Raw genomic sequence first — 25,723 nt, forward strand, 5'->3', positions numbered from 1 at the left:
TGTTTTGAAATGTCCTTATATTATTGATCAACTTACCATTTAGACTAAGCTGTATTGGAAAATTTTAGAATCTGAAAAATGTTAATATTCATTAAACGTGAATGTATAGAAGGCTGAACAAATATTGCAATTTGATCAGCCTCACTCATTCATCTTAAATTTATATACAACTAAACCTGTGACTTGGTTGCTGAACTTTGCGATACAGCGCTATTGGCAGGCACACTTTGGGTAATCCACACATTTCCACCAATCACCGCACCCTGCCCAATGGTAATACGCCCAAGAATCGTTGCCCCTGCATAAATCACCACATTATCTTCCACAATCGGATGACGTGCATATTCTTTCTGTAAACGCCCTGCATCATCGACTTCAAAACGCTTCGCGCCAAGTGTCACAGCCTGATAAATACGGACATTTTTACCAATCACACAGGTTTCACCAATCACCACACCTGTCCCATGATCAATAAAGAATCCTTGGTCAATCTGAGCACCTGGATGGATATCAATACCTGTTTTAGAATGAGAAATTTCAGCAATCAGACGTGCCAGTAAAGACAAATCCTTTTTATAAAACTCATGTGCGATGCGATGGTAAATAATGGCGAGTATGCCTGGATAGCACAACAAAACCTCATCTACACTACGTGCCGCAGGATCACCCTCATAAGCCGCAATCACATCAGTATCCAGAATACGGCGCAATTCGGGAAGTTTTTGTGCAAATTCACTCACAATACTTTGTGCAAGCACATCAATCACTTCCGCATTTTCATTATGCTTTTTATATTTATAGTCATAGGTCAAATTGAGTTTGACCTGTTCCCGCAATGCATAAAGTGTTTTTTCAAGTGTATGTGCAATATAGAAATTTTCACTTTGCTGACGTAGATCGTGCGGCCCCAGACGCATTGGAAATAAAATCCCACACAGATCATTCATAATTTTTTTAATTTCTTCTTTAGAGGGCAACTCTCGCCCACCAAAATCTTTCAGACTTTTCTGTTGTGTACGCCATTCATTACGCGCTTGCTGTAATTCAGTGACGATATTTTGAATGTTCCATTGCGTCATGGGATTGCCTGTATGAGATTTTTTTTTCATTATATGAATAAAGTATTCGGTTCAATATTCTTTATTCAATTCTTATGAAGAATATTATTTTATTTGCCAAGTTTTAGATAAACATTGTTGATATATCTTTATCGAAATTTTGCATTTAGCCACCATTTATTTTGATGCCATGTTTGAATGCTTAGCAATAAATAATCCAGATAATAAAAATCTCTTTTCCCAAAATAAGAATAAGCAATTCAATTTTTATTCATTTTCAGAATATAAAAAATCATTATATTTAATATCAACTTCTCTAATAGATTATTTCAAATTTTGCATAGCTTAGCTTAAAAACTGCTTTATTCAAGATTTGATTCAGGTGTGTAACATGAATAGTGCGACTAAAATTGAACTTCCAAAATTGGATGACAACAAGATTCAGCAAATCTTTGCCGATGCAAAACAACGGGTTGAAGATCATTATCTTGAATTTACTGGCACTGTTTTGCCACATGAAGCCTGGGCTTTATTTCAGGCAGGACATGCCGTGATTGTCGACGTACGTACCAATGAAGAACGTAAATTTGTGGGCTATGTCGAAGACACCATTCACATTCCGTGGGCAACGGGAACAGCGTTAAACCGTAATCCTCGTTTTGCCAAAGAACTCGAATCTAAAGTGGGTAAAGACAAAACCATTCTACTTCTATGCCGTAGTGGTAAACGTTCTGCGGCTGCGGCAAATGTCGCCTTTAATGCAGGCTTTGAAAATATTTACAACATCGAACAAGGTTTTGAAGGTGATCTGGATGAAGACAATCATCGAGGTTCATTCAATGGATGGCGTTTTCATCACCTGCCTTGGCGTCAAGAATAAATAACTCGGGCGAACTATAAGTTCGCCCTGAAACTGACGCTCCATTTTAATTCCATTCTCCATTTTTTACTAAAACTTCAATTGCCTGGGAGAGGATCACTTTTGCCTAAAAAAACTTAAACCAACTGTAATGCTTCATTTTTGAAATGTTTTCTTTAGAATTTTAGGATGTATAAAAATGGCTAAAAACCAAGAAGTAGCCCGCCAATCGTTAAGTGATCAGGCTGCCCGTCAGCTTGCCAATGCAACAAAAACAGTACCTCAGCTTTCAACCATTACACCTCGTTGGTTAACACATTTATTGCAATGGACACCTGTAGAAGCCGGTATTTATCGTGTCAACCAGGTCAGCAATACTGATGATATTCAGGTGGCGTGTACACAACGTGACGAAGCGACATTGCCACAGACTTTTGTGGACTATGAACTTAACCCACGTGAATATTTTCTCAATGGCGTTTCAACGGTTTTAGACATCCATACCCGTGTCTCAGATTTGTACAGTAGCCCGCATGATCAGATCAAAGAACAATTACGTTTAACCATTGAAACCATTAAAGAGCGTCAGGAAAGCGAACTGATCAATAACCCTGAATATGGTTTATTGGCAAGTGTTGCTGATAGTCAGCGTCTTTCAACCTTGACAGGTGCGCCAACGCCTGACGATTTTGATGATCTCCTGCGTAAAGTATGGAAAGAACCAGGCTTCTTCCTTGCCCATCCTGATGCGATTGCAGCATTTGGTCGTGAATGTACCCGCCGTGGCGTGCCACCACCAACCGTTAGCCTATTCGGTTCTCAGTTCATCACATGGCGTGGTGTTCCATTGATTCCATCGAATAAAATTCCTGTAGAAGATGGTAAAACTAAAATCATCCTGTTACGTGTTGGCGAAAAACGTCAAGGTGTGGTCGGACTATTCCAGCCAGGTCTTGCAGGTGAACAAGCGCCTGGTCTATCTGTACGCTTCATGGGGATTAACCGCAATGCAATTGCATCTTATCTGATCTCATTATATTGCTCTTTGGCGGTACTGACTGAAGATGCTTTGGCTGTACTTGAAGATGTGGAGGTTGATAAATACCATGACTATCCAAGCACTTACAAGTAATTCATTGCCGACTGATACGGCATCTGCACAAGCCGATGCACCGATCAGTGAATCTGTACTTACACAATTGGCTGCAGAGTTTTTCTCTGCTTTACCCAAGCAAAATGCGCAGGGTTTAAACCTGGATTTACCTGAACAGGCTACAGGCAATGGCATCAGCCATCCACCGCAACCGAAAGATCCAATTGCGGCATTGAGTGGTCGTGTGCCTGCTGTGATGCAACAAAGCAGCCTGAATCCAAGTGCGACACAACGATTCGCCGATCCAACTGCAGATCATCCTGAGCGTCGAATTATATCTTCAGCGCCTGTGGTTGGTGGTGCGCACAATCCTGATCCGTCTGCGTTATCAAATCGAATTCACTTGCCTTCTGCGACAACTGAAACACCAAGTTCATCTGCAATATCGCAACAAAATACGGCTCAGGGGCAGTCTGCTTATTACTTTTTAGACATCCCAAAGCCTGATGCGCTACAAGCAACAGCGCCAAGTGATGTATTGCGTAATCCTTTTGCTTTTGATGACTATCATGTTGTAGATGATCATCAACTCAAAGGTTTACTCAAAGATCGTAATGACAAACCTGCGACTACTGAATCGGGCTATTATTTTGCTTCTGCACCAAGTGTTGAGCAATCACAGTTTCAACGTGAGCAAAATGTGCAAATTCCGAGCACTGCACAAAATCATCAACCGATTGATATTTTGCAGATCCGTCGTGATTTTCCGATTTTACAGGAACGTGTGAATGGCAAACCATTAATTTGGTTGGATAATGCGGCAACCACGCATAAACCTAAAGCGGTGATTGATCGAATTTCATATTTTTATGAACATGAAAATTCCAACATTCACCGTGCGGCGCATGAACTTGCGGCACGTGCAAGCGATGCTTATGAGCATGCCCGTGATGTGGTTGCCCGTTTTATCGGTGCGCCCTCTGCACAAAATATTGTTTTTGTCCGTGGTACGACTGAAGGCATTAACCTGATTGCAAAATCATGGGGCAAGCAAAATATTGGTGCAGGTGATGAAATCATCGTGTCCAATCTAGAACACCATGCCAATATTGTACCGTGGTTCCAACTGACCAAAGAAACCGGGGCGAAATTACGTGTTATTCCTGTGGATGATACGGGTCAGATTCGCATTGATGAGTTTATTAAACTACTCAATCCGAAAACCAAACTGGTTGCCATTACCCAAGTATCCAATGCTTTGGGAACTGTGACACCGACACAGGAAATCATTGCCTTGGCGCATGCCGCAGGTGTACGTGTATTGGTTGATGGTGCGCAGTCCGTGTCACACATGCCCACCAATGTCACCGCACTTGATGCAGACTTCTTTGTCTTTTCAGGGCATAAAGTCTTCGGCCCTACAGGGATCGGTGCTGTCTACGCCAAAGCCGAATTGCTCGACAGCATGCCAGTCTGGGAAGGTGGTGGTAACATGATTCAGGACGTGACTTTTGACAATGTGATTTACCAACCTGCACCCAATAAATTTGAAGCAGGTACAGGAAACATTGCTGATGCAGTCGGTTTAGGTGCAGCATTAGAATATGTGGAAAGTATTGGTATTCACAATATTGCACGTTATGAACATGACTTGCTTGAGTATGGACAACACGCATTGCAAAGTGTTTCAGGCTTACGTCTGATCGGAACTGCGTTGAATAAAGCGAGTGTGATGTCTTTTACCCTCGCAGGTTATGAAACGGAAGAAGTCGGTAAAGTGCTGAATCAGTATGGTATTGCAGTGCGTACAGGTCATCATTGTGCCCAACCGATCTTGCGCCGTTTTGGTGTAGAACGCACTGTACGCCCTTCTTTAGCGTTTTATAACACCACTGAGGAGATTGATCTGCTGGTTTCTGTGCTTCACCAGCTAAGACGTAACCGTTCACTCAGAACCTGATCGAACTGTTTATCCATAAAAAAAGAACCGCCTTTTTCTAAAGGCGGTTCTTTTTTATGCAAAATAAAAATAAAATCTGTGTTTATTCTTTCTTAAAAAAGAAAAGGCTGTTCAATAAATAAGCCGTTACATAACTTTACAGTCAATTATTTTATATTTCAATAATTTCAAAATCGTGTGTAATTTCAACGCCACCGTCAGACAGCATTTTACTGGCAGAACAGTACTTTTCTGCGGACAGCTCTACAGCTTTAGCAACCTGCTTTTCCTTGACTGCTGTGCCTTTCACCACAAAATGCAAGTGTATTTTTGTGAACACTGCTGGAATGGCGTCTGCGCGTTCAGCTTTAAGCTCACATACAACATCTGTCACATCCTGACGTGATTTCTTAAGAATAGTCACAATGTCAAATGAAGCACACCCACCAAGTCCCATAAGTATGAGCTCCATGGGACGTGGTCCACGGTTTTCCCCTCCATACGCAGAGGCCCCATCCATCACTACACTATGACCACTTTCAGATTTTGCTTCAAAAGCAACATTCTTAAGCCAATGAACACTAGTTTGCATTGCAACTACCTAAAAAAAGCTATAAATTTACAAGGTACCTGTACACTAACATAATTTGAGTTGATAAGGAATTTCATCTCTTCTGTGTGACAAGTTCATTTTAGGTCTTGTGCGATCTATTACTTATCCAAATTCGGAACCGTTAGCATGACTTCAAACTTTTCACAACTAAGCACTGATGCGCTGTCTCCAGGACAGCTGCCAGAGTCAGTCAAAGCATTATTAAAACGTGCTTATATCAACCGTTATCCAAAACGTACAACAATTGTTGATGCAGGTTCAGAATCCAAATCGCTGTATCTGATCCTTAAAGGTTCAGTATCTATTATTCTGCGTGAAGATGATGAACGTGAAATCGTTGTTGCATATTTGAATCCGGGTGATTTTTTTGGGGAAATGGGTCTTTTCGAAGCGAATCCACAACGTACTGCTGAAGTCCGCACTCGTGACGTTTGTGAAATTGCTGAAATTACCTATGAAAATTTTCACGAACTCAGCAAGCAATATCCTGACTTAAGCTACGCTGTGTTTGCTCAGCTTGTGCGTCGTTTAAAAAACACCACACGCAAAGTAACAGACCTTGCATTTATTGACGTATCCGGTCGTATTGCACGCTGTCTGATTGATCTGTCTTCTCAACCAGAAGCAATGATTCTCCCTAACGGTCGTCAGATCCGTATTACCCGTCAGGAAATTGGTCGTATTGTCGGGTGCTCCCGTGAAATGGTCGGCCGCGTTCTCAAGACCCTGGAAGAACAGGGAATGATTGAAACTGATGGTAAAGCTATCCTGATTTTTGATGTATCTTTAGAACAGAATGAAGTTTCTGAAGATGAATTTGATGAAGAAGATTAATCTTCTGATTCAATAAAAAAAGCAAATCTCCGGATTTGCTTTTTTTATGCCTCATATATTCTTTTTTGATTTCTGTCCCTATTTTTATCATTTTACAGCCTGTGACTCTTAGGATAATGTATCCAAAGAATGAAACATACACATATCAACAAGGATGTACCATGCAGTTTAAACCACTCGCCAGAACCGGAATTCTGTTACCTGAAATTTGCCTGGGCACCATGACATTTGGAGAGCAGAACTCACAGGACGATGCGTTTAAACAACTGAGTTATGCACTTGAGCGCGGTCTGAATTTCTGGGATACCGCAGAGATGTATCCCGTTCCTCCCAAGCCTGAAACCCAGGGTTCCACCGAGCAGATGATAGGCAACTGGATTACAGAAAATGGACAACGGGACAAACTTTTCCTGGCGTCAAAAATTGCAGGTCCATCTCAAGGTGGATCTCACATTCGTGATGGGCAGACACGTTTCACAGCAACAGATATCAGCTCTGCACTGGATGGCTCTCTAAAACGATTACAGACCGATTACATTGATCTCTATCAGTTCACTGGCCTCAGCGTCCAAGCCCGATTTTCGGCAAGCTGAGCTACAGAAACGCAGAAGCAACTGCACAGCAGGATATTACGCCTCTCGAGGAAACGTTTTCTGCACTGAATGATGAAGTCAAACGGGGACGTATCCGCTTTATTGGCTTATCCAATGAAACACCATGGGGAACCATGAAGTTCCTGCAGCTCGCAGAGAAACTGGGAATGGAGAAAATCGTCAGCGTACAGAATGCTTACAGTCTGCTGAATCGAACCTATGAAAGTGGCATGTCAGAAATTGCCCGTTTTAAAGATGTCGGACTATTGGCGTATTCACCTCTGGCTTTTGGCTATCTGACAGGAAAATACCGCCATGGCGCACGACCTGCAAATGGTCGGATTACTCTTTTTTCACGTTTCAGTCGTTACAGTAATCCCGAAAGTGAATGGGCAACTGAACAATATGCGCAACTTGCCGAACAGCATGGACTGACTCTGACACAGCTTGCACTTGCATTTATCAAGCAGCAGTTTTTTGTCACAAGTACCATTATTGGCGCAACAACCATGGAACAACTTAAAGAAAATATTGATGCATTTGATACTGATCTTTCAGATGAAATCTTAGAAAGCATCAATGCCATTCACCGTCAGCAGCCTAACCCTGCTCCCTGAAGTATACTTCTGAGATATTTCTGAAAATACTTTCTTCCTGATTAAAAAAGGATGCATCTGCATCCTTTTTTACTGACCAGGTTGATCAGTTCAATTTTTTTAAAGTGTTATTTACCGCCACGAGCATTATAGACTGTCATCGCCGCAGGTAAATTTTTCCTCATTGCCTCAATACGCTGAGTGTTAGATGGGTGTGTTGACAGGAATGATGCATTACCACCATTACTTGCTTTTGCCATCTTCTCCCAAAGCGTAATCGCAGATTGCGGATTATAACCCGCCCTCGCCATCAGCATTAAACCACCCTGATCAGCACGGCTTTCCAGGTTACGTGAATACGGCAAGCCTACTCCCAGCTGAGAACCGATCTGTGCAATAGCTGCACCACCTTCACCCACACCTGCACTACTTAAACCAATTCCTAAAGCAAGGTCAGTCAGTGCCTGAGCACCTAATTTGCTTTTCGAATGCTCTTCCAGCGCATGGATCATTTCATGCCCCATAATTGCAGCAATCTCAGCATCCGTAAGATTTAAACGCTCTACAATTCCGGTATAGAACACGACCTTACCGCCAGGCATGACCGAAGCGTTCAGTTCATTCGATTTGATCACAGAAACCTGCCATTGAAATGGCTGTCCCGTCTGATTCATCTGGTCTGCATATGGGCGTAAACGGTTGTATACTGAATTAATACGTTTGTAAGTATTTGAACTTGTATCAAGCACGCCTTTACTGCGAGCCGTACTGATAGTCTGAGAATAGTTCTGGGCTGCCGCCGCATTTAAAGTAGCAGAATCTGCTCCTGCCATATCAGCTACGGTCGCACAACCCGAAACCGTAACCACTGCAACTGCACATAAACTGAATAACAGTCTGTTCTTCATTATAATAATCTCCACATTTCAGAAGCATACTCATGATAGGCGGATTATAGGTGATAGAAATGTAGCTTCCTATTATTAATCAACACACATTAATATTATTTATGTAATCACATTATAAAAACTGATAGCAAAGCCAGTACACCAGGCAGGCAATATTCAGCACAAGATATGCATGACACAAAGGTTCAATTTTTAAATCAAGTTTTTCATTTTTACGTTTAAACCATAAAAAAGCATTCTGTGCCAGTATTACAGGAACCAGGATGCAGGCATATATGACAGATAGTCCAATAAATGCCTGATATACAATTTCGGGATTATGTGCCTGTGCCTGAATCGTCAGCATGGCAATCGTTGGTGCTCCACCCATTGCAAACAGCAATGAATAGAAGATAGTTCCTGAAATATTTTTATGCATCCGTGCTTTCCATAGGGATTCAAAACTGCATTCTAGCAATGCCACTACGCTCATCACAGCAATACTGCATGGAACTTTAGTCGAAAACTGAGCTTATCACAAAAAGATCCACCCTCAGGCAGATCTTTATTCCAGTTCCGAGATCTTTGACTGAAATATTATTTAGACTTTTTCGCCTTTTTTACAGTCTTTGTTTTTGTTCCAGTAACCGTGGCTTTATTGCTGCTCGCATATAAAACTTTAGCTTCTGCCATACTCTTGTTCAGATCTTCAATACGGGCATTGTTGGATGGATGTGTCGAGGTGAAACGTGCCACTCCATTATTACTGCTTGAATCGAGCTGATTCATTTTTTTCCATACAGATACTGCAGCTTCAGGGTCATAACCTGATTTTGCCATCAGCATTAAACCGCCACGGTCAGCCCTGGATTCAAGACTCCGTGAATAAGGCAGCCCCACACCATATTTACTGCCAAAATCGACCGCCTGGGAGCCCATTGATCCAAGTTTATCTCCTGCGTAGGTTTTACCTGCATCCACTGCAAGCTTAGTCAGTGCCTGGGCACCAATTTTACTCTTTGCATGTTCCTCCAGGGCATGGGTAATTTCATGCCCCATAACTGCCGCAATTTCTGCATCTGTCAGTTTCAGATTATTGACAATTCCTGTGAAAACAACCACCTTTCCACCAGGGACAACAAAAGCATTAACCTCATTCGATTTTATTACAGCCAGCTGCCAGTCAAATTTCTGACCCGTTTTATTGGCTTCATCTGCAAAAGGCAACATACGCTGATAAACAGCATTTACACGTTTATAAGTTGATGATGATGTGTCTAGTGCCTTCTGGGTCTTCGCATCCGCGATCAGGGCTTTATAATCTTCTGCGGCATTCAGATTCAGTGTTGCAGAATCATTGCCAGTAAATTCAGCAATTGTGGAACATCCAGACAATAAAACTACTGCACTGATTCCAACCAGGATTTTTTTCTTAATCATTATTTCACCAAAAAATATAATTTTTAAAATAATTTAAAGTTCATTTGAACGATTCAAAACATGAATCAGCTCACAAAAATAGATTGTTTTAAATTCAATTACAACAAAAAAGCTCCCGAAGGAGCTTTTTAATAATTCAATACTCTTTCAGGAGCATGAATTATGCATCAAAAGGATGACGCATTACGATTGTTTCGTCACGATCCGGACCAGTTGAAATGATGTCAATTGGACATTCAATCAATTGCTCAAGACGTTTTACATAGTTGATTGCTGCCTGCGGCAACTGATCCAGTGATTTAGCACCAAAGGTAGACTCTGTCCAGCCTGGCATTGTTTCATAGATCGGTTTCAAAGTTTCAAATGCAAGTGCATCTGATGAACCTACGCAACCAGAATCAGCAGCTTCATAACCTACACAGATTTTCACTTCTTCCAAACCATCTAAAACGTCAAGTTTAGTTAAGCAGATACCTGAAAGTGAGTTTACGTCTACTGAACGACGTAGAATTTCAGCATCAAACCAGCCACAACGGCGCTGACGACCAGTAGAAGCACCAAACTCAGAGCCAACAGTACCTAAGTGTTTACCAATCGCATCACCAACATCGTTAGCAGCATCGTAAACCAGTTCAGTTGGGAACGGACCAGCACCTACACGGGTTGTATACGCTTTAGTAATACCCAATACATAGTCAAGGTGCAGTGGACCAAGACCTGAACCTGAGCTTACGCCACCAGCAGTAGTATTTGAAGATGTTACATACGGATATGTACCGTGGTCAACGTCCAGTAAAGAACCCTGCGCACCTTCAAACATGATGTTTTCACCATTTTTGCGGTAGTTATGCAGTTCTGTAATGACATCAATCACAAGTGGTTTGATCACTTCACGCCACTGGTCGCACAATGCAAGTACATCTTCAACCTTAACAGCTTCAACACCAAAGAACTGAGTCAGCTGGAAGTTATGGTATTCAAGCAGTTCTTCAAGCTGTGCTTTAAGATGCTCACCGCCACGCACAAGGTCTGCAACACGGATTGCACGGCGTGCAACTTTATCTTCATACGCAGGACCGATACCACGACCTGTTGTACCGATTTTTGCATTACCGCGTTTTTTCTCACGTGCCTGATCCAGAGCAATGTGATGAGGTAAAATCAGTGGGCAGTTTGGAGAAATACGCAGACGTTCACGTACAGGCACGCCTTCGCTCTCAAGAATACCCATTTCTTTGATCAAAGCTTCTGGTGAAAGTACAACACCATTACCGATCAGACACAGTACGTTTTCACGTAAAATACCCGATGGAATGAGATGAAGAACTGTTTTCTTACCACCAACGACCAAAGTGTGGCCTGCATTGTGTCCACCCTGATAGCGAACAACCGCTGCCGCCTGGTCTGTGAGCAGGTCAACGATTTTACCTTTACCTTCGTCGCCCCATTGGGTACCGAGTACCACAACACTTTTGCCCATAATAGCCTCTTCACATCATGCTGTTAAAATTGAAAACCAGACACTGACAACAGACTGTCAGTGTTTTGCCGTTAAATCTTCTGAATGACCCATTCACCTGCAACACAGACCATTTTGTGTGTCGCATTCGGTACAGAGTTCAGTTCATCATTACCCAGTAACTGTATTACGCTCAAGCCCTGCTTTCGTGCAGTTGCAATTGCATTCTGTAACTGCTGTTCAGTCCCTTTCGGTGCAACCACTTTTTCAGCCTGGCTGTACTGACCAGCACACAGAGAATAAAGATCACATGAGAAACCGGTTGCTGGACGGGCACGACCAAAATGTTCGCCAATACCGTCATAACGACCACCCTGTGCGAGTGGAGCAGCACGGTTCGGTGCATAAACAGCGTACATCAGCCCCGTATGATAATGATAAGAACGCAGTTCAACCACATCCACACCAATATCAAGCGCAGGCCAGCGCAACTGAATTTCACGCAGCGTTTCAGTCAGTGTGCTGAGTGCATCCTTAAAAGATACATCTGCAAGAATTTCAGCGCTTAAATTTGTCTGCAGTGCATCAAGATCGCTCGCATAACGACCCAGTGCATAAAAATCTGAACCAGATTTTAATTCTTTTGTGAACTCTGCAAGTTCTGGCAATGCTTTACGCTGATACAGGTCAGAAAGATGACTTTCTGTCGCTTTGTTCAGACCTGCATGTTTCACCAGACTGCGGAACAGTCCTACATGCCCCAGATCCAGATGGACACCATCCACCAGACCTGCTGTTTCAATCAGATTCAGCATGACATCAATCAACTCGACATCTGCATCAATACTGTCTGAACCAAATAACTCTGCACCCAGCTGTAACGGTGCACGTGTGGTATTGAAACCCTGAGGTTTAGTATGAAGTACTGTACCTGCATAGCAATAACGTGCTACGCCATTTACAGGATGTACATGCGCATCAATACGAGCCACTTGTGGTGTCATATCGGCACGCACACCAAGCAGACGACCGGAAAGTTGGTCAATCACTTTAAAAGTGGCTAAGTCTAAATCCTGGTTCGATTCTGAAAGAGAAGAAAGAGATTCAATGTATTCAATAAACGGCGTGTACACCAACTGATAACCACGGGATGCAAGAAAATCCAACGCAGTACGGCGCAACTTTTCAATAACTTGCGCCTGTTCCGGTAATACATCAGCTACACCATCAGGTAATAACCATGTCTCTGAAATGGGCATGTTGTAAACCTAAATCCTGTCAGCGCGGAAGTAATCCGCATAAAAAAATCGGGAACACACCCGATTTCTCTTATTTTAGCACGATCATTGTTGCTGTGCATCAGACTTTTGCAGAAAAGATGCGTTTCAGGAACAATTCAATGATTTTTAGTCTCTATTCATTTCCATCACTGTTTTACAACTGTAAAAACAAAATTTAATGACTCAAGGAAATTTATATTTTCTATGTTAAGGGTAAAACCGTTGTCTGTTTAATTTTCTGCAAAGGAATCTCAGTTTTCACATTCTGAATCCCTGATATTTTATTTAAATGATGAATCTGGAATTTACGGTATGCTTCCAGATCTGCAACCACAATCCTTAAGAAAAAATCACAATCCCCTGCCATGAGCTGACATTCAACAATTTCAGCAATATCCATAATCGCATCAATGAAATGATTGACCGTTTTCTCATCCTGACTTTTTAACCAGATTCGAGCAAAAACAGTCAGCCCTAAGTTCACTTTTTGTGGATTGACCAATGCCACATAGCGATCAATGATTCCAGAATCTTCAAGCTGTTTCACCCGTCTCAGACATGGTGATGGAGATAAACCGATTCTTTCTGCAAGTTCATTATTCTGCAATTTTCCATCACACTGTAATGCCTGGAGAATATTTTTATCCATCTGATCCACACAACCACCACATTTAAGCTACTTAATTCCATTAAAACTACAAAATAAGAAATAAAATATCAATTTTAATTTTTATAAAAGCAATTTAAACAAAATATAGCGTAAATAAAGGCATAAAATAATTCTCCCAAATGATTGCAACATCATCGAGTGAGCACCATGTTCCAGTTTAAAAACTCCGCCAAAGACCTCGACGCTTCAGTTGAATATCTGGAGTTTTTACGTGGTGTCAAAATTTCGATTCCAATGCTGCTCGGGATTATTCCTTTTGCTTTGGTTTTAGGTACACAAGCCGCGCAAAAAGGTTTCTCTGCAATTGAAGTTCCATTACTTACGGGGCTTAATTTTGCAGGCGGTTCCGAATTTGCCATTATTGAAGTCTGGACTCAACCACCACAGTTGATGTTCCTGCTTTTAATTACGTTCCTGGTCAACAGTCGTCATATTTTAATGGGCGCAAGTTTAGCACCGTACATTCGGCATTTACCCAACCGTAAAGCGTTACCTTTACTGTTCTTTATGTGTGATGAAAGTTGGGCACTGAGTATTACGGATGCACATAAAAATAATCCACGAAATCCATATACAGGTTTTAGTGTGTTCTTTTATATCGGTCTATGCTTTGCACTGTATGTAATGTGGGTGGTTTTTACCACTTTAGGTGTTGGCATCGGCGCATTCTTAGGCGATGTATCGAAGTTCGGTTTTGATATGGCATTTCCTGCCGTGTTTCTGGTTTTATTGCGCGGTATGTGGAAAGGATTCAAGCCTGCTTTGCCCTGGCTGATCAGTCTGATTGCTGCGGCTTTGGCTTATCTTTATTTACCCAAAGGCTGGTATGTTTTAGTCGGTTCAGTAACTGGCATTATTGCTGCCATACTGTTTGTGGGAGATGAAAAATGATCCACATACCAACGCTCATTGCCATTATTTGTGTTGCTTTAACCACATATTCCACACGGGTTTTAGGCTATTTATTGCTTAAAAATAAAAAACTCAGTAAAAGAACCACACAGATTTTACAGGTCATTCCCGGCTGTGTATTGGTTTCAGTCATTGCGCCCTATTTTGTTTCAGACAATCCAGCCAATTTAATTGCAATTATTATTACCTTGCTCGCAGCATGCTATTTATCACTTTTACCAACAGTTTTGATCAGTATCGTTGCGACAGGTTTTTTGAGATACTTTATCGGCTAAGGTATCTCAAATTCGACTTAGGTCAAAATGCACATGATGTTCAATCCAGAACTGAATCAAATCATGTGTATTTAAACCAAAAATTTATTTAAAAAATCAATTGTATAAAAGTAAATTCACAAGCAGCTTACATCAATTACATAGAACTCCGCTTTTCAAATTTTTTCGCCGATCTTCAATATTCAAGATAGAGCTTGCTACTCCATCAACAACCTGGTCTAAAGCATCTTTAGAAGAATTCACTAAATCCACTATACCGCCCTGATGCTTCGCTACAGGCTGTGTAAATACCATCCGACAACTGAATGTATTGCTTTGCACAGGCTTTGTCTCATTTTTAGCTGTCGTCAATGGATGATTCACCTGATCCAGTTTAATTGTCCAGTTTACAGCGACAGCAATCTCATTCTTTTGATTAACATTTGCTGTCCCTTGATTATCAATAAAATCAAATCTGGAAAAATCTGTCGCAATTCGATAAGTCGTTTTAGCACCACTCATTCCACTATTATAACGATCTACCGCACCTAATTTTTGCTGTAAGCCCGAAGAAAGACCGTCACGTAGTTCTGCCGCCAAAGTAGATGTCCAGCGATTTTCATTTAAAACTTTTGATTTTCCATTTGCTTCAAAAATGACGATAGGAATGCGATTTAAGCGATCTGCCAATCCTACAGGCAATACCTCAATCATCATCAATTGATTTATTTGATGGAGAGGTGTCGTAACAGGGTTTTTGCCATTAAGTGAGTAATAATTCGGTGGAGCAGAAGTCGAGCATGCTGTAAGCACTCCACCAAACAACCCCACGATGACATGCAATACAACACTTTTGCGGTAAAACTTAATTTTAATCTTATCATCAATTGTCATTTTTCTTAGGCTCCGCTGTTTTACCTCGAATCAATGATTCAGGATGTTGTTCAATCTGGTCTGACATCAACTGCAGTGAAGCCGCAGCCCGAGTGATCTGTTGCAAGGCTTTGCGTAAATCCTGCTGTACAGGTGCATCACTTGCCAGAACTGTTTCGGTGGACTGTACCGTTTTACGTACATCGTCCAGTGTTGCCTGTAGATTCGGAGCAACTTTACCATCCAACTGTTCAATCAGCTTTTTCGTTGAAAGGACAGTTGTATTCAGCGTTGCTAAAGTTGTACGGACATCCTGACCTATTTCCACCAGCGGGAACTTCGTAACATTATCAGCAATCTGAGCAACCTGAGCCTGCAAGCCTTTCAGTTCAGTTGCAGTGGTTGGTATTTCAACTGAACCATTCGAATGCTGTACCGTTGTGGCAAACTTTGCCTTAGGAAATACATCAAAAGCGATATAGTTCTGACCGGTCAGCAAGTTCCCTGTACGCATCTGTGCACGCCAGCCACGTTCTACAAAATTCTTAAAAATAACCCCATGAGGATCGAGTTCACGACCATCTGCGATACGGGACGGATACACCTCTGCTTCCACCCGCATGCGGATTTGAGTGTAATTATGATGAAATTCGGTATTGATTGCTTTCACATTTCCAATATCCACCCCCATAAAATCAATAGGTGCACCCACTGACAAGCCTCGAAGTGACTCAGTAAAATACATCACGATACGTCGCGGATTGATATCCGGTACTTTGAGTGCCAGTTTTTCACTATCAAACAGTTCAAAACGGCTGCGGTCTGGTGCTAAGCCTGCACTGGATTTTTCAGGATAACCAAAAGCAATACCGCCCGAAACAATACTTGCCAGAGACTGTGTATTCAGGCTGAAACCCGATGCATTCAGGCTGACATCCACTCCACTTGCCTGCCAGAATCGGGCATCACTCGTCACAAATTTATCGTATGGGGAGCGGATAAAAGTCTGCAACTCCACACTTTTACCATCCTTTGCCAGCTGATAAGCAGTAACCTGCCCAACATTGATTCTCCGATAATAAATAGGTGAACCATAATCCAGTGATCCCAGATCCTCTGCTTTTAAAAAGAAAACCTTACCAGGAACATCTGAAGCAATAACCGGTGGTGTTTCCAGCCCCTGAAACTCTTTCTGTTTCTGATCAGAGCGTCCACCATCAACCTCTATATAAGCACCCGACAACAGTGTATCCAGACCCGACACTCCACCTGAACCTACACGGGGACGCACCACCCAGAAACGGCTGTCTTTCACCGCAAAATTACTGGCATCACGGCGTAATTCAATTTTAGCTACAACATGAGAACGATCTTCTGACAGCTCAAGCTCCCGAACCAGACCAATATTGACATGCTTATAACGGATAACTGTTTTTCCTGCTTCCAGTCCTTCGGCCGTCCTGAAGCTGACCTCGACTGTCGGTCCTGTATTTAAAAATGCTTTTATTGCCAGTGACAGAGCAATCAGCAATGCAATCAGTGGTATTAACCAGATCAGAGATGGTTTTAATTTGCTGCGCTTTTTAACAAGTTCAGGCAGTTCAGATATATTATCCGGAACATTTACCTGAGCATGCAATTCTGCTTTTTCATTGTCTGAATTATCGTTCGTCATACTCATATTTCTTTTTTTGATGAGTTAAAATCAGCATCGGTCACATGGACACTCGCATACTTATTCATTTTCTTACGCTGTTCAAGACTATAATTGTCCCAGATCATTCGCGGGTCAAAACTCTGTGAAGCCAGCATGGTCAGTACAACAACCGCACCAAAAGCTACAGCACCCGGTCCTGCAAGAATTGTTGCCAGTGACTGAATCTGAATGAGTGCTGCCAGCAATGCCACTACAAATACATCAATCATGGACCATCGACCGATAAACTCCACAATACGGTACATCGTAGCGCAATGCGCCGGAGAAAAAGTCACGCTTTTTGATGACTGGAGATATACCGCAACCAACAGTACAGCCAAAATGATCAGCTTCAGCATCGGAATAAAAATACTCGCCATAAAAATCACACTGGATACCAGATAATCTCCACTTTTCCAGAAATAGATCACACCACTCATAATCGTGTCCTGCTGTCGCCCGAGCAATGATTCAGTCACCGTCATAGGCAAAATATTGGCAGGAATATAAAGAATGATTGCCGCTGCCAGAAAGGCAAATGTCCTTTGCAGACTTACAGGCTTGCGCAGGTGTACAGGGCTGTTACATCGGCTGCAACGCTGATTCTCATCAACGGTATGATCAACAGCATCTGTCTCCTGCTGTGGGTTCAGCAATCCACAGCAATGACAAAGCACCAGAGACAGATCAATCGCCCTTAATGGCACTGCTTCAGTATGCAGATCTTTATCTATATCCACACGGGAGGCAGGTTGCAGAACCGCAACATCGGGATTATTTTCAGAATGTTTCATAATGGTACATACACATCAATCGCATCCCATAAATCTTTAATTTTTATGGATCCGATATATACCAGCAGCACACTTAATATTGCAATCGCCCAAAGTGCAATCCCTGGGATTACAACCACCATACCAACCAGTTTCACCAGGGTCACCAGTATCCCGATCAGGAAAACCTCCACCATTCCCCAGGTCCGCAAGAAATAAAGTGTTCTCAGCACCACCCGAACAGTTTTACGGGAGTTTCTGAACACCTCCCTTCTGATACCCATGATGACCGTCAGAACATAGGTCATTAACAGAATGTATAACAAAGGAACAATAAAAGTGGTCAGCATGAGTAACACGCCCACGAAAGCCCGATCAGTCTGAAACATGATCCACGCTGCACCCAGCAGTGTCGTTTCTGAATAGTTCCCCTGAAGCTCAACTTTAATAATGGAAAAGCCGTTCGCAATAATAAAAACGATAAGTGCCGTGACAATCATTGCAAGCAATGTATTGAAGTTATTTATTTTTCTGTATAACTCTGCACCACAGCAACTGCAATAAGCATACTCGCCTGTTGCAAGTGGCACTCTTTGAAAAACCGCATCACATTCTTCACAACCAATAAGGTCAGTATGATTTTTCAGTTGCATGCTGCGCACATACCTTTTTTAATATCGTTATAGAGTTTTTTGTCTTTAATAATTAAATTAACTCAAACCAGGCGTTTTTATGTTTATTTTTATAAGTGAATTGTTTACTGACAGATCAGTTTGATAAACCCAAAGAAATTGCCCCACCAGACAAGCATCCGATGGAGCAACCATGTTCAGAACCATTAACAAGACTAAGGTTTATTCTGAAATTTAATTCATTTTCAAAAGATTAAATAACAAATATAAGTTTAGCATTCCTTTAAGTCTGTTAAACGCATGACCAGTTCCAGGCACTCAGAAGCTTGGTATCTGAAACTATTTATACTGCTCAAATTACAGATTCTTCAGTTTAGCCAGAAGACTCACCAGTTCTGCATTTTGAAGTTCAAGCTGATTCAGACGGGTCGTGGTTTTATCCAGTACTTCCTGCTGAACCTGCATTTTTTTTGCCAGTCCCTGCATTATTTCCAGGGTTTTTTTCAGATTTTCTTCCAGATGCAGAACTTTATCCTCTGTCTGCATAATCTGTGTATCCGAATGCACAGAATCATCCTGATTTCTAAAGTACAACCAGAACAGAAAGCCCACCGCACAAACCAGCAACAGAATAAATCCCCAGATCAAAATCAGCATCGCATTTCCCACTTTATTTAAAGTTCATTCTTTATTGATATAAAAAATCACATCTTATGTGAACTGATGCATCAAAGATACTTTTCTTTATTCAATCAAAAGCTTTTTAAAGTTCTGACAACTACATACTCAGTTCAGGTAAAGGACTCACACAAATCGAGTAAGCGGTTTGCATATCCCCATTCATTATCATACCAGGCAAAGACTTTCGCCTGGTGCCCTGCAACCATAGTCTGAGTCAGATCAACAATTAAAGAATACGGCGAGTGATTGAAGTCACTGGAAACCAGCGGTTCTTCTGTAATATCCATAATTTCTGAATAATCACGCTCTGCTGATTCCCTGAGCACCCGATTGATCGTATGCGTATCAAGAGGTGAACGTGAGACAAAAGTAAGATCAACCGCTGCAACATTGATGGTTGGAACACGTATGGAATAACCATCTATACGCCCTTCCATTTTAGGCATCACCCGCTTTAATGCTCCCAGTGCAGAAGATGTGGTAGGAATAATATTCTGCCCAGAAGCCCGTGCCCGTCTTAAATCACGATGTGCATGATCCAGTACAGCCTGATCGGCTGTTACGGCATGAATCTCAGTCATCAGCGCACTTTCAATACCAAAAGCATCATCAATAATCTTTACCAGAGGTACCAGTGCCTGAGTCGTACAGGAAACACCCGAAATGATCCGGTCAGTTGTCTTAACATCATGATGGTTGACCCCATAGACAATGGCTGCATCTACCGTATCAAAAGGTGCAGCACCAATAATGACACGTTTGGCACCTGCTGTAATATGCTTCGTCGCGGCTTCATGTGAACGGAACAGTCCTGTACATTCCAGTACAACATCCACATTCAGCTGATGCCACGGCAGTTTCTCAGGATCTGCTTCAGCAAAAACTTCCACCCGCAGACCGGCAAGCCCTGCACTGATATTCAGAAAAGAATGTCCGTCCTCTGTTTCAATACTGACCTTACCTTTAAAGCGACCATGAGTACTGTCATATCGAAACAGATGAGCAAGTGTTTCAACATCGGCAACATCATTGACAGCGACAATTTCAAAATGAAAATCTTTAGGATTCTCAAACCAGGCACGTAGAACATTGCGCCCTATCCGCCCAAATCCATTAATCGCCACACGTTGCATTGCTTATCCTTAGAATTGAAACCACACATTTCAGCTGAATATGTTATCGGATTTCTTTGCTTTATGGAGAATATTTGTCAAAATGACAGCGAAATATTCAGACTTAAAACTCTGCAGGGTCTTTAAGTACAATTAAGAGTTTCTAAAATGATAAATTTATAACCAGATTCAAAAACCTGACCATATTAGATGCATCATTTTTATTATTTCAACATCACCATTAATATCGCAACTTATAACACTGAGCGGTGGATGAATTCATTTTAATTTTTAAACACAGATCACAACAATGATAATGCAATTACAATTTATATTTTTAGTATTCCTGAGTGCTATCTCTTTAATAACCAGTTCTCAAAGCTTTGCAGTTGAAAAACATACTTTATGTTCAGACCAAGAAATACAGCAAATCAATCAAAAATATTCACTCAGGCTAAAGCCCGAACCGATTCCAGATGATGAAAAAAATACTTTTAACAATTATGCATGTATAAAGATAAAACCCGAAAATAAAATAATCTTTGCTTATATTTCAAATGGTAGCAGTGATTCCTATAAAAACCAGGACTACAACCTTTCAATGCTGGTGTTAGATGCTCATCAGAAATTACTGAACCGTTTTCATCAAAAAGATTTTATTGAGTTTTCAGGCTTGGAATTTGAAGGAATACGCCTGGAAAACGTGCCATTTTCCACACTCAAAAATACAACCGTGTTTGGGCTTTCAAGCACCGAAAGAAAGTTAGGTGATCCAGGTATCACTCATCATTCTCTCAACTTATTTCAGATCAGTTCATCTGGGAAAATACAACGTATTTTGTACCAGTTCCCTGCTTATACTTATTCCTCACTATCACATCGTCAATGTCATGATGCCACGACTGATCTCATTGAGCGTAAGCTGATCCTTACTGATCAGCTCAGCCATGGCTTGCAAAACATCATTGTGAAAGAAACAAAAACATCACATGGTTCTGAATATAAAACCTGTAAAAGCAGTGCAAATAAATATAAACGTCAACATATTATGAAATTTGATGGGGTAAAATATATTTTCAATGAAGCGTTTTTTTTACAAAGCGATGGCATCTGAATTTCACCTCTCCGCTTTTACATAGAAAAAGCTGCAATTCACCTTAAAATCATTGGTGGAGAGCGGTTTTTCCGTTATACTTTGGCGTTTTAAAAAATTAAGCCCGTGTGCTGACTAAGCATAAAAATCAGACTTAGCCACGCACTTTTAGCCAATATGAAAATTAAGGAGTGACTTGGTTGTGAGTACTCGTTTTATGACAACTGCCGAAATACGTGAAGCATTTTTGCGTTACTTTGAATCGCAAGGACATACACGTGTCGCGTCGAGTTCACTTGTACCCGCCAACGACCCTACTCTGCTGTTCACCAATGCAGGGATGAACCAATTCAAAGACTGTTTCTTAGGTCTGGAAAAACGTGACTATGTGCGCGCAACCACTTCACAAAAATGTGTTCGTGCAGGTGGTAAACACAACGACTTAGACAATGTCGGTTATACCGCACGTCACCACACATTCTTTGAAATGTTGGGTAACTTCTCATTTGGTGATTACTTCAAACACGATGCAATCCGTTTCGCTTGGGACTTTTTGACTGGCGAAGAATGGTTAGCATTACCAAAAGATAAACTCTATGCCACTGTTTATCATACCGATGATGAAGCATTTGACATCTGGAACAAAGAAATTGGTCTGGATGCAAGCCGTATCATCCGTATTGGTGATAACAAAGGCGAAAAATACGCATCAGATAACTTCTGGGCAATGGGTGATACAGGTCCTTGTGGTCCTTGTTCAGAAATCTTCTTTGACCACGGTGATCACATCTGGGGTGGCTTACCGGGCACACCTGAAGAAGATGGCGACCGTTTCATTGAAATCTGGAACAACGTATTCATGCAGTTCAACCGTACTGCGGATGGTGTATTGCATAATCTTCCTGCTCCTTCTGTCGATACAGGTATGGGCTTAGAGCGTATTTCTGCGGTTTTACAACATGTAAACTCAAACTACGAAACAGATCTATTTCAACACTTGTTGAAATCTGCTGCTGAAATTATCGGTGTAGATACCACTGAAGCTGTTGCAACTGCACAAGCAAACAACAGTCCTGTTGAATACCCTGCTTCACTTAAAGTCGTTGCTGACCATGCACGTTCTTGCTGCTTCCTGATTGCGGATGGTGTAAATCCATCCAATGAAGGTCGTGGTTATGTATTGCGTCGTATTATCCGTCGTGCTGTACGTCATGGTAATAAAATGGGCGCAACAGGTACATTCTTCTACAAAATGTTGCAACCTCTGATTGAAGTAATGGGCGAAGCGTATCCTGAGCTTGCTGAACGTCGTCAGGTAATTGAAACTGCATTGATCCGTGAAGAAGAACAGTTTGCAAAAACTTTAGAGCAAGGTTTGAAATTGCTTGAAGGTGAACTGGCGAACTTAAAAGGCAATGTCATTGCGGGTGAAACAGTATTTAAACTTTATGATACCTACGGCTTCCCTACAGATTTAACTGCTGATATTGCACGTGAACGTGATTTAACCATTGACGAAGCTGGTTTCGAAGTTGAAATGGCTGCTCAACGTCAGCGTGCCCGTGATGCAGGTAAATTCGCTGTTGATTACAACTCAATTGTCAAAGTCGATGGCGAAACTCAGTTTGATGGCTACGATGCAACGCAAGGTCAAGGTCAGATTGTTGCGATCTACAAAGATGGTGTACAGGTTGATGAAGTTGTTGAAGGTGATGAAGCACTCATCGTATTAAACCAGACGCCTTTCTATGCAGAAAGCGGTGGTCAGATCGGTGATACAGGTATCTTCAAAAACGATACTGGTATCTTTGAAGTTCAGGATACTAAAAAATCGGGTGGCGCATTCGTTCATCAAGGTATCGTGACTGTAGGTAGCTTAAAAGCAATTCAAGCGGTTGAAGCGATTGTCAAAGCAGATATCCGTGAAGCGACTGCACGTAACCACTCTGCGACTCACCTTCTACATGCTGCTTTACGTCAAGTGCTTGGCGAACATGTACAACAAAAAGGTTCTTTGGTTGCGTCTGACATTTTACGTTTTGACTTTGCCAATGACCAACCTGTGACATTTGCTCAAATTCAACAGATTGAACGTATTGTCAATGCTGAAGTGATTGCCAATACTGCGGTTTCTACTGAACTTTTAGACATTGATGCTGCCAAAGAAAAAGGCGCAATGATGCTGTTTGGTGAAAAGTATGGCGATGAAGTACGTGTACTTTCTATGGGTACAACAAAAGATGAGAAAAACTTCTCTATCGAATTGTGTGGTGGTATCCATGTAAAACGTACAGGCGATATCGGTCTATTCAAAATCACCTCTGAGGGTGGTGTTGCTGCGGGTGTACGTCGTATCGAAGCAGTTACAGGCACTAAAGCACTTGAAACTGTACAAAAAGTTGATGCAGACATTGTTCACATCAATGACTTGTTAAAAGCACAAAAAGATCAGACTGTTGAAAAAGTTGAAGCAACTGTTGAAACAGCACATCAATTGCAAAAGCAAATTGAGCAATTGAATCAAAAACTGGCGAATTTTCAGGCATCTGAACTGATGGGTCAAGTTCAGGATATCGCGGGTCGTCAGACACTTATTGCCACTGTTCATGGTCAGGATGCGAAATCTGTTCGCCATCTTCATGACAGTGTCAAATCTAAATTAGACAATGCAGTGATTGTGCTTGCAGGTGTTGACGCTGACAAAGTCAGCTTAATCGCATCTGTAGCGAAAGATTTCACTGCAAATCTAAAAGCAGGTGACATCATCAAACACTTAGCGACTGAGCTGGGTGGTAAAGGTGGTGGTAAACCTGACTTAGCACAAGGTGGCGCGCCACTAAACGAGAAGTTTGAACCAGTTATGGCAGATCTTACTGCTTGGCTTGCTCAAAAATAATAACTTCACCTTTTGTGTAAATGACTCTAATGCCAATTAGAGTCACTGCTTATATGGAACAACTATGGCATTAATCGTTCAAAAATATGGCGGTACCTCAATGGGTACTCCTGAGCGCATTTTAAATGTTGCTCGTCGCGTGAAGCGTTGGCATGACCACGGACACAAGGTTGTCGTGGTTGTATCAGCAATGAGTGGTGAAACCAACCGCTTATTGGCTTTAGCGAAAGCCATTACCGAAACCCCTGATCCTCGTGAACTGGACCAAATGGTGTCTACGGGTGAACAGGTAACGATTTCAATGTTAGCAATGGCACTCAATTCAATTGGTGTTGCAGCTAAGTCACTTACTGGTCGTCAGGTTGGGATTAAAACTGACAATTCATACACCAAAGCGCGTATTGAATCAATCGACACAGATGTAATGACTGGGCACTTAGATGCAGGTCGTGTGATTGTTGTTGCTGGTTTCCAGGGCTTTGATGCTGAAGGAAACACCACAACCTTAGGTCGTGGTGGTTCAGATACCTCAGGTGTTGCCCTTGCTGCTGCACTGAAAGCTGATGAATGTCAGATTTATACCGATGTGGACGGTGTATATACCACTGACCCTCGTGTTGCACCAAAAGCTAAAAAAGTTGATCGCATTTCATTTGAAGAAATGCTTGAAATGGCATCGCTTGGTTCAAAAGTTCTTCAAATTCGTTCTGTAGAATTTGCAGGAAAATACCAGGTGCCTTTACGCGTATTATCAAGTTTTGATAATGACGATGATGGCGCATTCGACGAAGAGTTTAAGAAAAACGTCGGAACACTAATCACCACTGAAGCGGAAGACAACATGGAAAATCCTATTATTTCAGGTATCGCATTTAACCGTGACGAAGCAAAATTAACTATTTTAGGTGTTCCTGATGAACCAGGTATTGCCTCTAAAATTTTGTCACCGATTGGTGCTGCAAATGTTGAAGTGGATATGATTATCCAGAACGTTGAAGAAGATGGTACAACCGACTTCACATTTACAGTAAATCGTGGTGAATTGAAAAAAGCTAAAGCGATTTTAGAAGAAACAGCACGTGCAATTGGTGCGCGTGAAGTTGCTACACGTGACGATATCGTTAAAGTATCAATCGTGGGTGTAGGTATGCGTTCACATGCAGGCGTTGCAAGTAAAATGTTTACTGCACTTGCTGACGAAGGCATCAATATCCTGATGATTTCAACTTCTGAAATCAAAATCTCTGTGATTATTGAAGAAAACTACCTGGAACTTGCTGTCCGCACCCTCCACACTGCTTTCGGTTTAGACCGTGAACATGGTGAATCAAGCGTTCGTGCATAATTTTTGTTGCAAATAGACAAAAATTATCATTGTCAGACAATTTTTGCAAAAGACTACAAAAATACAGAGCCACTATAGTTTTTTCTATAGTGGCTCTGCTATATTAGCTTCTGAGGTTTTTTGAAATTTATAGCA

At 41.6% G+C, this 25,723-nt stretch carries 23 protein-coding genes and 1 pseudogene; 10 read left to right on the forward strand and 14 right to left on the reverse strand.

The annotated features are described in order from the left end of the window. Positions 1 to 170: 170 nt before the first annotated feature. Positions 171 to 1,079 (reverse strand): serine O-acetyltransferase EpsC, encoded by a 909-nt coding sequence (epsC, locus tag CDG61_RS10515; RefSeq protein WP_087551069.1) that lies wholly within the window; start codon positions 1,077 to 1,079, stop codon positions 171 to 173. Positions 1,080 to 1,449: 370 nt separating this feature from the next. On the opposite strand from epsC, the gene CDG61_RS10520 reads away from it, so the two are divergent. The 3 genes from CDG61_RS10520 (at position 1,450) to CDG61_RS10530 (ending at position 4,970) form a co-directional block, all read left to right on the forward strand. Then, positions 1,450 to 1,938, forward strand: a complete 489-nt coding sequence (locus CDG61_RS10520; protein WP_087550924.1) for a rhodanese-like domain-containing protein — start codon at positions 1,450 to 1,452, stop codon at positions 1,936 to 1,938. Positions 1,939 to 2,116: 178 nt separating this feature from the next. Beyond that, a complete protein-coding gene (locus CDG61_RS10525) occupies positions 2,117 to 3,049 on the forward strand; it encodes a family 2A encapsulin nanocompartment shell protein (protein ID WP_068974224.1) in 933 nt (310 codons plus the stop codon). Beyond that, complete coding sequence (locus CDG61_RS10530) at positions 3,024 to 4,970, forward strand: family 2A encapsulin nanocompartment cargo protein cysteine desulfurase (RefSeq protein ID WP_087550923.1); 1,947 nt, start codon at positions 3,024 to 3,026, stop codon at positions 4,968 to 4,970. The genes CDG61_RS10525 and CDG61_RS10530 overlap by 26 nt, the downstream gene beginning before the upstream one ends. Before the next feature lie 151 nt (positions 4,971 to 5,121). Here CDG61_RS10530 and CDG61_RS10535 read toward each other — a convergent pair whose 3' ends face one another. Then, on the reverse strand, positions 5,122 to 5,541 hold the full coding sequence (locus CDG61_RS10535) for an OsmC family protein (RefSeq protein ID WP_087512401.1): 420 nt from the start codon (positions 5,539 to 5,541) through the stop codon (positions 5,122 to 5,124). Between the two features lie 147 nt (positions 5,542 to 5,688). Here CDG61_RS10535 and crp point away from each other — a divergent pair, with 147 nt between their 5' ends. Together crp and CDG61_RS10545 are read left to right on the forward strand one after the other, a co-directional pair. Then, positions 5,689 to 6,396, forward strand: coding sequence for a cAMP-activated global transcriptional regulator CRP (gene crp, locus CDG61_RS10540; RefSeq protein WP_087513889.1), 708 nt, complete (start codon positions 5,689 to 5,691; stop codon positions 6,394 to 6,396). Positions 6,397 to 6,557: 161 nt separating this feature from the next. Next, positions 6,558 to 7,606: pseudogene (locus tag CDG61_RS10545) on the forward strand (NADP(H)-dependent aldo-keto reductase). A gap of 107 nt (positions 7,607 to 7,713) precedes the next feature. Here CDG61_RS10545 and CDG61_RS10550 read toward each other — a convergent pair. The 6 genes from CDG61_RS10550 to CDG61_RS10580 form a co-directional block, all read right to left on the reverse strand. Then, positions 7,714 to 8,493 (reverse strand): M48 family metallopeptidase, encoded by a 780-nt coding sequence (locus CDG61_RS10550; RefSeq protein ID WP_087513887.1) that lies wholly within the window; start codon positions 8,491 to 8,493, stop codon positions 7,714 to 7,716. Positions 8,494 to 8,605: 112 nt separating this feature from the next. Further along, positions 8,606 to 8,911 (reverse strand): hypothetical protein, encoded by a 306-nt coding sequence (locus CDG61_RS10555; RefSeq protein ID WP_087513886.1) that lies wholly within the window; start codon positions 8,909 to 8,911, stop codon positions 8,606 to 8,608. Positions 8,912 to 9,069: 158 nt separating this feature from the next. Beyond that, positions 9,070 to 9,912, reverse strand: coding sequence for a M48 family metallopeptidase (locus CDG61_RS10560; protein WP_087550922.1), 843 nt, complete (start codon positions 9,910 to 9,912; stop codon positions 9,070 to 9,072). 160 nt (positions 9,913 to 10,072) lie between these two features. Further along, positions 10,073 to 11,392, reverse strand: coding sequence for an adenylosuccinate synthase (locus CDG61_RS10565; RefSeq protein ID WP_087513884.1), 1,320 nt, complete (start codon positions 11,390 to 11,392; stop codon positions 10,073 to 10,075). A 71-nt stretch (positions 11,393 to 11,463) separates the two neighbouring features. Beyond that, positions 11,464 to 12,630, reverse strand: a complete 1,167-nt coding sequence (locus tag CDG61_RS10570; RefSeq protein ID WP_087550921.1) for an ATP phosphoribosyltransferase regulatory subunit — start codon at positions 12,628 to 12,630, stop codon at positions 11,464 to 11,466. A 223-nt stretch (positions 12,631 to 12,853) separates the two neighbouring features. Further along, positions 12,854 to 13,309 carry an Lrp/AsnC family transcriptional regulator gene (locus tag CDG61_RS10580; RefSeq protein ID WP_087550920.1) on the reverse strand — a complete coding sequence of 152 codons (456 nt, stop codon included), beginning with the start codon at positions 13,307 to 13,309 and terminating at the stop codon, positions 12,854 to 12,856. A gap of 159 nt (positions 13,310 to 13,468) precedes the next feature. Here CDG61_RS10580 and CDG61_RS10585 point away from each other — a divergent pair, with 159 nt between their 5' ends. Together CDG61_RS10585 and CDG61_RS10590 are read left to right on the forward strand one after the other, a co-directional pair. Next, positions 13,469 to 14,212 carry an AzlC family ABC transporter permease gene (locus tag CDG61_RS10585; protein WP_087550919.1) on the forward strand — a complete coding sequence of 248 codons (744 nt, stop codon included), beginning with the start codon at positions 13,469 to 13,471 and terminating at the stop codon, positions 14,210 to 14,212. After that, entirely contained in the window at positions 14,209 to 14,508 is a 300-nt protein-coding gene (locus CDG61_RS10590) for an AzlD family protein (RefSeq protein WP_087550918.1), read from the forward strand. The genes CDG61_RS10585 and CDG61_RS10590 overlap by 4 nt, the downstream gene beginning before the upstream one ends. Before the next feature lie 132 nt (positions 14,509 to 14,640). On the opposite strand, the gene CDG61_RS10595 is transcribed toward CDG61_RS10590, so the two are convergent. The 6 genes from CDG61_RS10595 to gap form a co-directional block, all read right to left on the reverse strand. After that, positions 14,641 to 15,381: a PqiC family protein gene (locus CDG61_RS10595; protein WP_087550917.1), complete on the reverse strand. Its 741-nt coding sequence runs from the start codon at positions 15,379 to 15,381 to the stop codon at positions 14,641 to 14,643. After that, positions 15,371 to 17,035 carry an intermembrane transport protein PqiB gene (locus tag CDG61_RS10600; RefSeq protein ID WP_087550916.1) on the reverse strand — a complete coding sequence of 555 codons (1,665 nt, stop codon included), beginning with the start codon at positions 17,033 to 17,035 and terminating at the stop codon, positions 15,371 to 15,373. The genes CDG61_RS10595 and CDG61_RS10600 overlap by 11 nt, the downstream gene beginning before the upstream one ends. Positions 17,036 to 17,037: 2 nt before the next feature. Beyond that, the gene (locus CDG61_RS10605) at positions 17,038 to 17,850 is read right to left on the reverse strand and encodes a paraquat-inducible protein A (RefSeq protein ID WP_087550915.1); all 813 of its coding nucleotides are present in this window, start codon (positions 17,848 to 17,850) and stop codon (positions 17,038 to 17,040) included. Beyond that, complete coding sequence (locus tag CDG61_RS10610) at positions 17,847 to 18,482, reverse strand: paraquat-inducible protein A (RefSeq protein ID WP_087550914.1); 636 nt, start codon at positions 18,480 to 18,482, stop codon at positions 17,847 to 17,849. Before CDG61_RS10610 ends, CDG61_RS10605 begins: the two co-directional genes overlap by 4 nt. Before the next feature lie 336 nt (positions 18,483 to 18,818). Next, complete coding sequence (locus tag CDG61_RS10615) at positions 18,819 to 19,118, reverse strand: hypothetical protein (protein WP_087513875.1); 300 nt, start codon at positions 19,116 to 19,118, stop codon at positions 18,819 to 18,821. A 134-nt stretch (positions 19,119 to 19,252) separates the two neighbouring features. After that, positions 19,253 to 20,275: a type I glyceraldehyde-3-phosphate dehydrogenase gene (gene gap / locus CDG61_RS10620; RefSeq protein ID WP_087550913.1), complete on the reverse strand. Its 1,023-nt coding sequence runs from the start codon at positions 20,273 to 20,275 to the stop codon at positions 19,253 to 19,255. Positions 20,276 to 20,570: 295 nt separating this feature from the next. On the opposite strand from gap, the gene CDG61_RS10625 reads away from it, so the two are divergent. The 3 genes from CDG61_RS10625 to CDG61_RS10635 all read left to right on the forward strand — a co-directional run bounded on the left by CDG61_RS10625 (position 20,571) and on the right by CDG61_RS10635 (position 25,588). Beyond that, the gene (locus CDG61_RS10625; protein ID WP_118998484.1) at positions 20,571 to 21,368 is read left to right on the forward strand and encodes a hypothetical protein; all 798 of its coding nucleotides are present in this window, start codon (positions 20,571 to 20,573) and stop codon (positions 21,366 to 21,368) included. Between the two features lie 181 nt (positions 21,369 to 21,549). Next, complete coding sequence (alaS, locus tag CDG61_RS10630; protein ID WP_171405601.1) at positions 21,550 to 24,243, forward strand: alanine--tRNA ligase; 2,694 nt, start codon at positions 21,550 to 21,552, stop codon at positions 24,241 to 24,243. Positions 24,244 to 24,307: 64 nt separating this feature from the next. Continuing rightward, positions 24,308 to 25,588: an aspartate kinase gene (locus tag CDG61_RS10635; RefSeq protein ID WP_068974245.1), complete on the forward strand. Its 1,281-nt coding sequence runs from the start codon at positions 24,308 to 24,310 to the stop codon at positions 25,586 to 25,588. The last annotated feature ends 135 nt before the right edge of the window (positions 25,589 to 25,723 follow it).

The organism is Acinetobacter sp. WCHAc010052, from assembly GCF_002165295.2.
Taxonomy (GTDB): domain Bacteria; phylum Pseudomonadota; class Gammaproteobacteria; order Pseudomonadales; family Moraxellaceae; genus Acinetobacter; species Acinetobacter chinensis.

What these genes read in the sequence shown, in the direction of transcription:
- epsC (WP_087551069.1), bottom strand. Translation starts at nt 1,079, where the DNA reads ATGACGCAATGGAACATTCAAAATATCGTCACTGAATTACAGCAAGCG.
- CDG61_RS10520 (WP_087550924.1), top strand. Translation starts at nt 1,450, where the DNA reads ATGAATAGTGCGACTAAAATTGAACTTCCAAAATTGGATGACAACAAG.
- CDG61_RS10525 (WP_068974224.1), top strand. Translation starts at nt 2,117, where the DNA reads ATGGCTAAAAACCAAGAAGTAGCCCGCCAATCGTTAAGTGATCAGGCT.
- CDG61_RS10530 (WP_087550923.1), top strand. Translation starts at nt 3,024, where the DNA reads ATGACTATCCAAGCACTTACAAGTAATTCATTGCCGACTGATACGGCA.
- CDG61_RS10535 (WP_087512401.1), bottom strand. Translation starts at nt 5,541, where the DNA reads ATGCAAACTAGTGTTCATTGGCTTAAGAATGTTGCTTTTGAAGCAAAA.
- crp (WP_087513889.1), top strand. Translation starts at nt 5,689, where the DNA reads ATGACTTCAAACTTTTCACAACTAAGCACTGATGCGCTGTCTCCAGGA.
- CDG61_RS10550 (WP_087513887.1), bottom strand. Translation starts at nt 8,493, where the DNA reads ATGAAGAACAGACTGTTATTCAGTTTATGTGCAGTTGCAGTGGTTACG.
- CDG61_RS10555 (WP_087513886.1), bottom strand. Translation starts at nt 8,911, where the DNA reads ATGCATAAAAATATTTCAGGAACTATCTTCTATTCATTGCTGTTTGCA.
- CDG61_RS10560 (WP_087550922.1), bottom strand. Translation starts at nt 9,912, where the DNA reads ATGATTAAGAAAAAAATCCTGGTTGGAATCAGTGCAGTAGTTTTATTG.
- CDG61_RS10565 (WP_087513884.1), bottom strand. Translation starts at nt 11,392, where the DNA reads ATGGGCAAAAGTGTTGTGGTACTCGGTACCCAATGGGGCGACGAAGGT.
- CDG61_RS10570 (WP_087550921.1), bottom strand. Translation starts at nt 12,630, where the DNA reads ATGCCCATTTCAGAGACATGGTTATTACCTGATGGTGTAGCTGATGTA.
- CDG61_RS10585 (WP_087550919.1), top strand. Translation starts at nt 13,469, where the DNA reads ATGTTCCAGTTTAAAAACTCCGCCAAAGACCTCGACGCTTCAGTTGAA.
- CDG61_RS10590 (WP_087550918.1), top strand. Translation starts at nt 14,209, where the DNA reads ATGATCCACATACCAACGCTCATTGCCATTATTTGTGTTGCTTTAACC.
- CDG61_RS10595 (WP_087550917.1), bottom strand. Translation starts at nt 15,381, where the DNA reads ATGACAATTGATGATAAGATTAAAATTAAGTTTTACCGCAAAAGTGTT.
- CDG61_RS10600 (WP_087550916.1), bottom strand. Translation starts at nt 17,035, where the DNA reads ATGACGAACGATAATTCAGACAATGAAAAAGCAGAATTGCATGCTCAG.
- CDG61_RS10605 (WP_087550915.1), bottom strand. Translation starts at nt 17,850, where the DNA reads ATGAAACATTCTGAAAATAATCCCGATGTTGCGGTTCTGCAACCTGCC.
- CDG61_RS10610 (WP_087550914.1), bottom strand. Translation starts at nt 18,482, where the DNA reads ATGCAACTGAAAAATCATACTGACCTTATTGGTTGTGAAGAATGTGAT.
- CDG61_RS10615 (WP_087513875.1), bottom strand. Translation starts at nt 19,118, where the DNA reads ATGCTGATTTTGATCTGGGGATTTATTCTGTTGCTGGTTTGTGCGGTG.
- gap (WP_087550913.1), bottom strand. Translation starts at nt 20,275, where the DNA reads ATGCAACGTGTGGCGATTAATGGATTTGGGCGGATAGGGCGCAATGTT.
- CDG61_RS10625 (WP_118998484.1), top strand. Translation starts at nt 20,571, where the DNA reads ATGCAATTACAATTTATATTTTTAGTATTCCTGAGTGCTATCTCTTTA.
- CDG61_RS10635 (WP_068974245.1), top strand. Translation starts at nt 24,308, where the DNA reads ATGGCATTAATCGTTCAAAAATATGGCGGTACCTCAATGGGTACTCCT.